Annotated in this window: 8 protein-coding genes; all 8 read left to right on the top strand. The window is 41.9% G+C overall.

Translation table 11 applies throughout. From position 1 onward, the window contains the following. A partial coding sequence (nrdJ, locus tag NCWK1_RS16700; RefSeq protein ID WP_103125484.1) for a ribonucleoside-triphosphate reductase, adenosylcobalamin-dependent occupies positions 1–3,060 on the top strand: 3,060 nt, incomplete at its 5' end. Between the two features lie 124 nt (positions 3,061–3,184). Then, on the top strand, positions 3,185–3,403 hold the full coding sequence (locus NCWK1_RS16695; protein WP_096584014.1) for a ssl0294 family protein: 219 nt from the start codon (positions 3,185–3,187) through the stop codon (positions 3,401–3,403). 504 nt (positions 3,404–3,907) lie between these two features. Beyond that, positions 3,908–4,207, top strand: a complete 300-nt coding sequence (locus tag NCWK1_RS16690; RefSeq protein WP_096584017.1) for an RNA recognition motif domain-containing protein — start codon at positions 3,908–3,910, stop codon at positions 4,205–4,207. Positions 4,208–4,672: 465 nt separating this feature from the next. Then, on the top strand, positions 4,673–5,722 hold the full coding sequence (gene fbp / locus NCWK1_RS16685; RefSeq protein WP_103125483.1) for a class 1 fructose-bisphosphatase: 1,050 nt from the start codon (positions 4,673–4,675) through the stop codon (positions 5,720–5,722). A 311-nt stretch (positions 5,723–6,033) separates the two neighbouring features. Beyond that, on the top strand, positions 6,034–7,179 hold the full coding sequence (gene tal / locus NCWK1_RS16680) for a transaldolase (protein WP_103125482.1): 1,146 nt from the start codon (positions 6,034–6,036) through the stop codon (positions 7,177–7,179). Between the two features lie 112 nt (positions 7,180–7,291). Beyond that, positions 7,292–8,821, top strand: a complete 1,530-nt coding sequence (zwf, locus tag NCWK1_RS16675; protein ID WP_096584026.1) for a glucose-6-phosphate dehydrogenase — start codon at positions 7,292–7,294, stop codon at positions 8,819–8,821. Between the two features lie 94 nt (positions 8,822–8,915). Then, positions 8,916–10,286, top strand: a complete 1,371-nt coding sequence (opcA, locus tag NCWK1_RS16670; protein WP_096584029.1) for a glucose-6-phosphate dehydrogenase assembly protein OpcA — start codon at positions 8,916–8,918, stop codon at positions 10,284–10,286. 163 nt (positions 10,287–10,449) lie between these two features. Next, positions 10,450–11,865, top strand: coding sequence for a cobyrinic acid a,c-diamide synthase CobB (locus tag NCWK1_RS16665; protein ID WP_096584032.1), 1,416 nt, complete (start codon positions 10,450–10,452; stop codon positions 11,863–11,865). The last annotated feature ends 393 nt before the right edge of the window (positions 11,866–12,258 follow it).

Below are 12,258 nucleotides of genomic sequence, written 5' to 3'. Positions count from 1 at the left end.
ATGATGGACTTGGCCATGATGGGCTGCGGTACAGGAGCCATCATCGAACCACAGTATATTAATCAACTGCCTCCTATCCGTAATCGTCTCAATGTCACCGTCAAAGGCGAAATTGGCAGCACTCCGAAAAACTTACGTCGTGAATTTACACAAACCGATATAGAAGGCAACAGCGTTACCATTCATGTTGGTGATAGCCGCGAAGGTTGGGTTGCATCTTATCAAACTCTGTTGGAACTCTCCACAGATGAAAGATTTACAGATGATGTAGCAGTATTTGTTGATATTAGCGATGTTCGTCAAGCAGGAGAAACCCTTAACGGTTTTGGCGGTGTTGCCAATCCTGTCAAATTACCAGGATTGTATCAACGTTGTGCTGGAATCTTAAATAAAGCTCTAGGCAGACAATTAAATTCTGTAGAATGTTGCCTATTAATCGATGAAGCAGCTGTAACAATTGTTGCTGGCAATATACGAAGAAGCGCGGGGATGCGTCAGTTTACTGCTGACGATGAACTAGGTGCAACAGCCAAAGATAACCTCTGGCAGCAGGACGAAAACGGTAACTGGCGGATTGATCCTGAACGTGATTCTCTACGTATGGCGAATCATACAAGAGTGTTTCACCGCAAGCCAACATTAGAAGAATCGATCGCAGCTGTTCAGAAACAATATTATAGTGGCGAAGGTGCGATCCAATGGGCTGGTGAAGCTGTAGCGAGAGCTAACATTGATTTGCTTTCTACCCAAGCATTGAAAAAAGAGTTTTTACAAGCTTACGAACAAGGAACAGCTAAAAATTGGCTGCAACAAAGTTACCCAGAAATAGATACTAGTGAATTAGAACATCGTTTGGCTCGTTTTGGTTTAAACCCTTGCGTTACTGCTGACACTTGGGTTCACACTGAACAAGGGGCGCGACAAGTTAAAGACTTGATAGGAAAACAGTTGAGTGTATACATCAACGGAGAATTGTTTAGTACTACACCCGATGGTTTTTGGTTAACTGGAGTCAAACCCATATTGAAAGTTATGACTCAAGAAGGCTATGAATTACGTTTAACTGGCAATCATAAGCTTCTCAAGATAACTGCTCAAACTCAGAAAAAACAATACTCTGAGTGGGTAGAAGCTCAAGATTTATCTCCTGGTGACTATATTTTGGTTCATAATCATCGTGAAATACAGCCTTGGGATAGTTTTGGTACTTTTGATGAGGGTTGGTTACTTGGTAATTTGATTGGTGATGGAAGCATTGCATCAACACAATGGGGAAAGACAGCTTATCTAAGATATTGGCAAGATAGCCAAGAAGAAATGGGAAGATATGCAGTTGCATTACTCAAAAATGCTGTCAATTTTTCCAATCGCACAGACTCTGGATGCTACCATGAACAGCTAAAACATCGAGTGATTAACTCATCAGGTTTGGCTCGATTAGCTGCAAATTATGGTGTTACTTTAGAACACAAAATGCCAACAGAAAAAATTGAGCAAGCCAGCTATGAATTTTATCGTGGTTTCTTGCGTGGTTTGTTTGATGCTGATGGGAGTGTCCAAGGTAATCAACAAAAAGGTGTTAGCGTCAGACTGGCACAAAGTAATCTCGAATCTTTGAAGATTGTGCAACGGATGCTGGCAAGATTGGGGATCATCTCAACAATTTATCAAGAGCGTCGTCCTGAAAGGGAGCATTATCTTCCTGATAGTAATCGTGAACTAGCATTATATTCTTGTAAAGCACAACATGAGCTTGTAATCTCCAACGATAATATCTATGCTTTCCAGAAAATAGTCGGATTTCAAGAGCCTCAAAAATCTAGACGTTTACAAGAATTATTGTATGGATACAAACGAAAACTAAACCGTGAGAGATTTGCTGTGAAAATCAAGCAAATTTTATCCGATGGTTTTGAAGCTGTTTATGACTGTACTGTACCAGGGGTTTCTCGGTTTGATGCTAATGGGATTGTAGCTCACAATTGTGGAGAAATTATTGGTAGCAACTTCCACTGTAATCTTTCAGAGATTCATCTCAATCAAATTGACCCATTTAATTACAAAGAACAAGAGGAAGCTTTCACTGCTGGGGCGTTATCTGTAGCAACACTTTTAAATCATCAATTTTTGGAACCGCGCTATCAATATAGTCGGGAATTAGACCCAATTGTTGGGGTTTCTTTTACTGGCTTATTTGATTTCTTTGTCCATACTTTTGGTGTGGACTGGTTGCGCTGGTGGGCAGAAGGTAGACCTGCAACACCCCAAGGGTTAGCATTTAAACACCAAGAAGAAAAATATCTCAGCTTTTGGAGAGAAGTAGTACAAAAGGCAGTGTGGGATTATTGCGATCGCCATCATCTCAAACGTCCTAATCGTTGTACTACAGTCCAACCTAGCGGCACTAAAGCTCTATTATCTGGCGCTAGTTCTGGTTGGCATCCACCCAAAGCCCAAAGATTTATTCGCCGCATCACTTTCCGCAAAAATGACCCCGTAGCCTTAGCTTGTATTGACTACGGCTATAATGTCATTCCCTCCCAAGCTGACAAGGATGAAAACGGTAATTTATTAAACGATCCTTTTGATCCCCGCGTAAGTGAATGGTTGGTGGAAATTCCTGTCGCGGTACCTTGGGCTGATGTACCTGGTGCCGATCAAATTGATGTATCTAAGTTTTCTGTCTTAGCCCAATTTGATTTTGTCATGCAAGTTCAACGCCATTACGTAACACACAACACATCCGCTACCCTAGAACTACGGGCTGATGAAGTTGAACCGTTAGGACAGCGAATTTACGAAGCTATCCAAAATGATGAGGGTTACATTTCCGCCGCACTATTAGCACGATTTGACGATTTACAATCATTCCCCCGTCTCCCATTTGAGCCAATAGACAAAGCAACTTATGAGCGTTTATCTCAAGAAGTGCTAACACGACGCAAAACCGATGACTTCTGTGCTGTTCTCAGCCGCTATGACTCCGGCGAACTAACAGAAGCAGGCCCCAGCGGTTGTGATTCTGACAAGTGTATGTTTCCAGATCAACAACCTAACTAGGAGCTAGTAAGTAAAAAGGTAAAAGATTTATTTTGACTTTTGCTTTTTTACTTTTGACTTTGAATCCCGCGTTACGATTGATAAAAAAGTAATAATTTTTTATGGCACTGCCAGGAGATTTTTCATGTTTCTTGATGAATTGTCACCAATATTTAAAGAGTTAACTCATCACCCAGTCTCATTTCTCGGTGGTTTTTTCTCTGGAGTGCTGCGACTTAATCTGAAAGATGATCCTGTGAAAAGTTGGCTAGATCAACAAAGAGGTACCACTAGCTACCCCACTTCCACAACCGAAGTGAGCAATGGCAAAGCCACAGGCCCGCAGACAATTTCAATTGAATAAATTTGCTGCTGATTTCCCATCAAATTAATCGCTTTTTACCTGCAACTCTTACTCTGGCAGATTCAGCAAAGTTGCAGGTAAATTTTTGTCTTTTAGCAAAGTTTAAAAATCTAATATTAATCTTAAGATTACTAATCCCAATGTATAAATAACTGCTTTTTTAAGTAAAAACTACTAAAAAAGCTGGCGAAACAATCAGACTAGCTATATTAACACAATGAACTTTTTATCTTAAAAATCTATAAGTTTGGCTTATTTTGTATTATTTGGGATTGTAATATCCCATACTTTGAAAAATGTCACAATCAGTTATTATATGAGCGTAAGCGTAAGTTCAGCCTTATGGACAGTTTAGTTGAAGTCACGCCAGCACTATGATTGCTGCGCCACAACGTTCGTCATCAATAAAAATAAATCAGAAGCGGCAACGCAAGATTTGTAGTTTGTTGATCTCTGTTTTTTCGCTGAACTAATCGCTGTTTGTTGACAATTACGTGATCCCACATGACTATTTACGTTGGAAATCTCTCCTACCGCGCTACTGAAGCAGATTTAAAAGCAGTATTTGCAGACTATGGCGAGGTCAAAAGAGTTGTCTTACCTACTGATCGTGAAACAGGGCGGATGCGTGGTTTTGCTTTTGTGGAAATGGAAGAAGACGCTCAAGAAGATGCCGCTATCACTGAGTTAGATGGTGCTGAGTGGATGGGTCGGCAACTCAGAGTTAACAAAGCAAAACCACGAGAGGATGACCGACGAGATGATAATCGGCGAGGTGGTTGGGCGAAAAAACAAGAAATTTAAATCAGACGGACGACAATAATAGCAAATTGTTTTACTCTTAAGCAAGAATTTTCTTGGCTAAAGTTAACTCAGCACAATTAGCGGAGTTAAAAACCAACAGTACCCCAGGCTAAAGATCATTCTGTAGCTCACTTAGTTACAAATTGCTGTAAGTATTAAACAATCGAAGGCAACTATACCCGGCTGTTGTGAGCTACAGACCAATCTCACAAGCAGTCGGTTTTTTAGGGCTTAGGTAGATCTGGGGTGAGATCTAACAACAAGCCATTTTACTTCTACGCTTCCATCGGCAACGATACTTTTCTGCCTTGGTAAATTCAGCAAAAACTTATCCATTTCTTTAGTTTATCTAAAGCCACATCAAGGTTATCAACTTACCTTTCTAAGATAGAAGCAGCAGCTATAAGTTGCTACCCATGACTTTACCAACCTAACTATCAACCAGTCCCTAGGGAGAATGCAAAAATGGCTAAAGCGCCAGAATCTCTGGAGTTGCCAATCGACGATCATACAGATAAAAGCTTAGATCGTGATTGTACAACCTTATCCCGTCATGTTCTTCAGCAACTTCAAAGCTTTTCTCCTGATGCTCAGGATTTAAGTGCGCTGATGAATCGCATCGCCCTTGCAGGTAAATTAATTGCCCGTCATCTTAGCCGTGCAGGGTTAATGGAAGGCGTTCTCGGATTTACCGGGGATGTAAATGTCCAAGGAGAATCCGTCAAAAAGATGGATGTTTATGCCAACGATGTTTTTATCTCGGTATTTAAGCAAAGTGGCTTAGTTTGTCGCCTAGCTTCTGAGGAAATGGACGACCCTTATTACATCCCAGAAAACTGTCCTATAGGTCGTTATACCTTGTTGTATGACCCAATAGATGGTTCTTCTAACACCGATACCAATCTCAGCTTGGGTTCCATTTTTGCGATTCGCCAACAAGAAGGAGACGACGCGGATGGTTTAGCCACCGATTTACTTACTAATGGACGTAAGCAAATTGCCGCTGGCTACATACTATATGGGCCAAGCACTATGCTGGTTTATAGTATAGGTAGAGGGGTGCATTCATTTACTCTTGATCCCAGCCTGGGAGAGTTTATCCTCACTGAAGAAAATATTCGGATTCCTGATAATGGCTCTGTTTACAGTGTGAATGAAGGAAATTTCTGGCAGTGGGAAGAGTCAATTAGAGAATATGTTCGGTACGTTCATCGTACAGAGGGCTACTCTGCTCGCTATAGTGGAGCAATGGTGAGTGATATCCATAGAATTCTGGTTCAAGGCGGTGTATTTCTCTACCCAGGTACAATTCAAAAGCCAGAAGGTAAATTACGCTTACTATATGAATCGGCTCCTCTAGCTTTTTTGATTGAGCAAGCAGGCGGTCGCGCCACCACAGGACTAGTAGATATTTTAGATGTGGTGCCGAAAAAACTTCACCAACGCACACCTTTGATTATTGGTAGTAAAGAGTCTGTGGCAAAAGTTGAGTCTTTTATTCAAAACGGTCACTAGTTTTAAAAGTCAAAAGTCAAAAGTCAAAAGTCAAAAATAAATTTTATTTACCAATAATTATTGACTATTGACCATTGAGCATTCACTTTTAACTGTTTCTTACTGTGAAGTTATTTTTATCTTGCTTTACTAGTGTCTGCTTGGGATGAAGAAGAGAAAATATCACTACTACAGTGCGGATGAAGTAGAGATAGATTATTTCAGCTGGTCGATGCGATAAGTGATTGGCAAAGCCAAAATGCAAAAGTCACCATCACAGGATGGATTGCCAAGTTCACTTGGAGACATCATTAAAAGGAGGGAACTAAGCTATGGCGACTAATCATCTACAGGAGATTCAACAATACGGTCAAAGTATCTGGATGGATAATTTGACGCGAGACATGATTCAATCAGGGGAATTGAAAAACCTGGTAGAAAATCAAGGAATCTCCGGGATCACCTCGAACCCAGCCATTTTTGAGAAAGCGATCGCCAACAATGCGATTTATGATGCGGACATAGAAGCAGGTGTTCGTGCTAAATTACCAACCTACAAAATTTACGAATCTTTAGTTTTCGCAGATATCCGTAATGCGGCAGATATTCTGCGCCCTGTATATGAAGCCTCGAATGGACTTGATGGTTATGTGAGTATCGAAGTACCACCAACTATTGCTCATGATACTCAAGCCACCATCAACGAAGCCCGCCGTTATTTTCAAGAAATTGGCCGGGAAAATATCATGATTAAAATTCCTGGTACAGAATCAGGTTTACCAGCCGTAGAACAAGTAATCGCCGACGGAATTAACGTCAATGTTACTTTGTTATTTTCTGTACAAAGCTACATTAATACAGCTTGGGCTTATATTCGAGGCTTAGAAAAACGCCTAGCAGAGGAAAAAGACATTAGCAAAATTGCTTCTGTCGCCAGCTTTTTCCTCAGTCGCATTGATAGTAACATTGACGCAAAAATCGATGCAAAATTGCACCGTGGCGTTGATGATATTAACCTAGAAGCCAAACTCAGAGCCGTAAAAGGCAAAGTAGCGATCGCTAATGCCAAAATAGCTTATCAAGAATACAAAAAAATTATTGAAAGCGACCAATGGCAAGCCCTTGCAGCCAAAGGGGCAAAAGTACAGCGGTTACTTTGGGCTAGTACCAGCACCAAAGACCCGAACTACAGCGACGTGATGTATGTTGATGAGTTAATTGGCCACGATACCGTTAACACCTTACCACCCTCGACAATAGCAGCTTGTGCCGACCACTGCGATGTAGGCGATCGCGTGGAAACCAAAGTCAAAGAAGCTTATCAACTCATCGAAAGCTTGAAAGATCCAGACATAAACATTGATATCAATACCGTAATGGATGAACTGTTAGTTGAAGGTATTGATAAATTTGTCCAACCTTTCAAGTCCTTGATGAACTCTTTAGAAAACAAAGTCAAGTTATTGTCACCTGTGTAGGGTCTAAGAAGTAAAAAGTAAAAAGGCAAAAGTAAAAAGAAATATAGTCTTTTACCTTTTTACTCTTAATTTCTACCCATCCAAATCTCAACTCCAAGATCCAAAAATTGTTATGGTCAGTCTGCTAGAAAATCCCTTGCGCGTTGGTCTGCAACAGCAAGGGATGCCCGAACCCCAAATTATAGTTATCTTTGGCGCTTCTGGTGATCTTACCTGGCGCAAACTAGTTCCAGCATTATACAAACTACGGCGAGAACGGCGGGTTCCACCAGAAATCACGATTGTTGGTGTGGCACGTCGGGAATGGACTCATGAATACTTCCGTGAACAAATGCGTAAAGGCATGGAAGAAGCCCACGGTGGTGTCGAACTCGAAGAACTATGGCAAGACTTCTCTCAAGGTTTGTTTTACTGTCCTGGTGACATAGACAATCCTGAAAGTTATCAAAAACTGAAAAACTTACTCAGTGAATTAGACGAAAAACGGGGAACACGCGGCAACCGTATGTTCTACCTTTCCGTCGCTCCCAACTTCTTCCCCGAAGCCATCAGGCAACTAGGGGAAGGCGGAATGTTAGACAATCCAGAAAAGCACCGCCTAGTAATTGAAAAACCCTTTGGTCGAGACTTGGCTTCTGCTCAAAGCCTCAACGTGATTGTGCAGAAGTATTGTAAAGAGAATCAAGTCTATCGCATTGACCACTACCTAGGTAAAGAAACCGTGCAGAACTTGCTCGTGTTCCGCTTTGCCAATGCGATTTTTGAACCATTGTGGAACCGTCAGTTCGTTGACCACGTACAAATTACCGTTGCTGAAACCGTAGGGGTAGAAGACCGGGCTGGTTACTATGAAAAAGCCGGCGCACTCCGAGATATGTTGCAAAACCACTTAATGCAACTTTACTGCTTGACGGCAATGGAAGCACCCAACTCAATGGATGCTAACAGTATTCGCACAGAAAAAGTTAAAGTACTTCAAGCTACCCGCCTAGCAGATATCCACAATTTGTCCCGTTCTGCCATTCGCGGTCAATACAGTGCTGGTTGGATGAAAGGACAACCAGTGCCAGGATATCACGAAGAACCAGGTGTTGATCCCAAGTCTGGTACACCCACTTATGTAGCCATGAAATTCATGGTAGATAACTGGCGTTGGCAAGGTGTACCTTTCTATCTGCGGACTGGCAAACGGATGCCGAAAAAAGTCAGCGAAATTTCGATTCATTTCCGCGATGTTCCTTCTCGGATGTTTCAGTCCGCCGCCCAACAAAGAAATGCCAACGTACTGGCAATGCGGATTCAACCCAACGAAGGAATTTCTTTGCGCTTTGATGTGAAAATGCCAGGGGCAGAATTCCGCACCCGTTCCGTAGATATGGACTTTAGCTACGGTTCCTTTGGGATTTCCGGTACTTCTGATGCCTACGATCGCCTCTTCTTAGATTGTATGATGGGCGACCAAACATTGTTCACACGGGCTGACGAAGTGGAAGCAGCTTGGCAAATAGTTACCCCCGCGCTTTCTGTTTGGGATGCACCCACAGACCCAACAATTATTCCCCAGTACGAAGCCGGTACTTGGGAACCCGCAGAAGCCGAATTGTTGATTAACCAAGACGGCCGTCGCTGGCGCAGACTGTAAAAGTATGAAGTCTGAAGGCTAAAGTCTGAAAAAATCTCAGCCTTCATACTTCATACTTCATACTTCCTACTTCATACTTCATACTTCAAAAGCCATGACCCAAGCTCCTACCATTTTTTCACTCCAAGCCCCCAAGGACATTTCGCTGAATGAAATCGAAGGGGAATTGAATCAAATTTGGCAAAGTTACGGTATCAGTGGTGAAGATGGCGGCTTACCTGCTGCTACTCGTGCCACAACTTTTACCTTAGTGGTTTACGAACCTGAAGAAACCCAATATCTATTGGCATCTCTGGGATTTTATAACGGCCCCATCGATGGGATTTTAGGGCCACAGACAGACATCGCACTGCGACAAGCGCAACAAAAATATGAACTGCTAGAAACTGGCACGGCTACACCAGAAACTTTGGCAAAATTACGGGAAGAATACACCAAACGCCAAGGTAATGGAGTCGTTGCAGAAAATGGCAATGGTTCCTATAACGTCAGTGTTACCAGCCCCAGAATTGCTGATGAAATAGCTTTACGTAACCCCTGCCGCATCATTGCCCTATGTCCAATTGCCGGTGAAGATGAAGGTGTAAAAGCCCAAGTTTCTGCTTACTGCCCCATTCAAAAGCAATCTTCTAGCACCCTTGTTTGTTGCGAATACATCACCCTTTCTGGTACAGCCTCGGCTTTAGAAAGAATTGGCGGGATGATTCCCGCATTATTAATTGGTGGTCTGCCGAAGTTTCTGTGGTGGAAAGCTACTCCCGACCCCAACAACCCATTATTCAAGAGACTCGCAGCCGTTTGCAATAACGTCATAGTTGATTCTTGCAACTTTAACGAACCAGAAAGCGATTTACTCAGCTTATATGAGTTAGTCGAAACCAACGTACCTGTGGCTGACTTGAATTGGCGGCGTTTAGCAGCATGGCAAGAATTGACAGCGGAAGCTTATGACCCCCCCAATCGTCGTACTGCATTAAAGGAAATTGACCGGGTAACAATTGACTATGAAAAAGGCAACCCCGCCCAAGCACTACTATTTTTAGGTTGGTTGGCTAGTCGCCTAGAATGGATGCCGATTTCCTATCAAAAGGAAAGCAATGATTACGATATCATTCGGATTCGCTTTGTGACTCAAGACCAAAAACAAATAGAAGCCGAGTTAGCCGGAGTTCCGGTTGCTGATGCAGGCGATATCTCCGGTGACTTGATTGCTTTACGTCTGAGTTCAACTAATACCAAAGCCGACTGTAGCACAGTCATCTGCTCGGAGACTGGCGGTTGTATGCGGATGGAAACCCACGGTGGCGCTCAATCTGCTGGTTTGTTCCAACAAGTGAGTTCACTGTCAGAACAAAAGGCGGAAGCACTGCTGAGTCAGCAAGTACAACGCTGGGGACGTGAAACTCTGTTTGAAGACAGCTTGGGAGTTATTGCCCAAACTGTGAAACCTTCAGTGAAGGGTTAGATTGACTCAGCTAATTTTTCCAAAAAGTCTCCCAATTTTCACAATGGGGGGCTTTTTTTAACGCAAAGGTACATGGAGGTTGGCGCAAAGTTGCGCGGAGGTTTTATTAAGATAGTTCGTAATCTTTTAAGATTTAAGCTAGTCACAACCTCTTAACCTTCTTATGGCTTTAGTAATTGCTGGCGAACGTAGCGGGGTGGGTAAGACAACAGTCACACTCGCCCTGTTAGCATCTTTATGTCGTCGTGGTGGTCAGGTGCAATCTTTCAAGGTCGGCCCGGACTATATTGACCCAATGTTTCATCAGTATGTGACTGGTCTTGCTTGTCGCAACTTAGACCCAGTGCTGACTAGTGAAGCCTACGTTCAGCAATGTTTTGCTAAACATCGCCAAGCAAGTGAATATGCTTTGGTGGAAGGGGTGATGGGGTTGTTTGATGGGGTGATGGGGAGTGGAACAGACGATAGTCAACACCCATTCACTTTTGCTAGTACGGCGCATATTGCACGGTTACTCGATTTACCTGTAGTGTTGGTAATTGATTGCAGTCGGTTATCGGGTTCTGTGGCGGCGATCGCGCATGGTTATTGTTCCTTTGACCCTAAAATTAAAATAGCTGGATTAGTCCTAAATCGCGTCGGGAGCGATCGCCATCTCTCTTTACTCAAAGATGCTCTACAATCTCTACAATTACCGATTCTTGGTGTATTGCGTCGTCAAGATAACATTACAATTCCTGACCGCCATCTCGGCTTAGTCCCCACAGGCGAAATTAGCGAACTGGATGCTGTGGTAGAACGTCTAGCTGATTTAGGTGATACTTGCTTCGATTGGCAAAGTTTATTACCGTTGTTAGACTCTCAAAACTCAAAACTCAAAACTCAAAACTCAAAACTCAGCACTCAGCACTCAGCACTCAGTAAAGTTAGGATTGCCGTTGCACGCGATCGCGCTTTTAATTTTTATTATCAAGATAACCTTGATTTACTCCAACAATTAGGTGCAGAGTTAGTTTTTTGGAGTCCTTTAGCAGATGCAGAATTACCGCCAAATATTCAAGGAATGTATTTTGGTGGTGGTTTTCCAGAAGTATTTGCTGAACAATTAACTAAAAATACAAATGTTTTGCAAGCAGTCAAAACAGCTATTATTCAAGGAATGCCCACAATTGCCGAGTGTGGCGGATTGATGTATTTGTGTGAAAAAATCATCGATTTTGAGAGTAAAACTTACCCAATGGTAGGAATAATCCCCACATCGGCTTGTATGGATAAACGGTTAACATTGGGTTATCGTCGGGCGGTAGCTTTACAAGATAGTTTGTTAGTAAATGCTGGGACAAATATTTACGGACATGAATTTCATCGCTCAAGTTTAAGAGCTAATTCTCATCAGCCATTATTTGAAACTTACCGCTACGATTGTGATGAAAATATGGGCTTTGAAGGCTGGAATTTACCTATTAATCTTCATGCTTCATATATACATTTACATTGGGGCGCTAGTATAGAAATTCCCCAGCGATTTATTCAACAATGTCAGTCTCATAGGATGTGCTACAGCAATGTTATGACTTGAACATTTTAGAGAAAATTTTTTGTCTTTGGCATAAATGAATTTAGAAGGATCTTAATCCGTTAATAACGCAAGAGTATTAGGTTATATCCATTTGAAAAATGATTGTGAGAAATTGAGTTCTGAACAGATGATCAATAAAGCCTTCCATAATCCAAAATAGTTTTAGTTCGTTTCCTTATCTATATTTTTCATGACTCATTTAAGATTGCTATAACTGGCTTAAAATCTCGTCAAATTCATATTAATGGCTGGAATGGAAACACAAGTTTTAGTAATTTCATCATACTCAGCAATTTCCATGTTAGTAACTTCACCTAGAATAACTTAATTTCTTAGTTAAAGAATGTTGCTCACAGACTACTGAATTCACTTGTTAAACTTTAAGTTACCCAT

Source organism: Nostoc cycadae WK-1, assembly GCF_002897135.1.
Taxonomy (GTDB): domain Bacteria; phylum Cyanobacteriota; class Cyanobacteriia; order Cyanobacteriales; family Nostocaceae; genus Nostoc_B.
The sequence above is the reverse complement of the archived record's forward strand: the minus strand, read 5'-3'. Positions and strand labels throughout refer to the sequence as shown.

Bases quoted from the DNA above. Each gene is read 5' to 3' on its own strand.
- NCWK1_RS16695 (WP_096584014.1), top strand. From the start codon at position 3,185: ATGTTTCTTGATGAATTGTCACCAATATTTAAAGAGTTAACTCATCAC.
- NCWK1_RS16690 (WP_096584017.1), top strand. From the start codon at position 3,908: ATGACTATTTACGTTGGAAATCTCTCCTACCGCGCTACTGAAGCAGAT.
- fbp (WP_103125483.1), top strand. From the start codon at position 4,673: ATGGCTAAAGCGCCAGAATCTCTGGAGTTGCCAATCGACGATCATACA.
- tal (WP_103125482.1), top strand. From the start codon at position 6,034: ATGGCGACTAATCATCTACAGGAGATTCAACAATACGGTCAAAGTATC.
- zwf (WP_096584026.1), top strand. From the start codon at position 7,292: ATGGTCAGTCTGCTAGAAAATCCCTTGCGCGTTGGTCTGCAACAGCAA.
- opcA (WP_096584029.1), top strand. From the start codon at position 8,916: ATGACCCAAGCTCCTACCATTTTTTCACTCCAAGCCCCCAAGGACATT.
- NCWK1_RS16665 (WP_096584032.1), top strand. From the start codon at position 10,450: ATGGCTTTAGTAATTGCTGGCGAACGTAGCGGGGTGGGTAAGACAACA.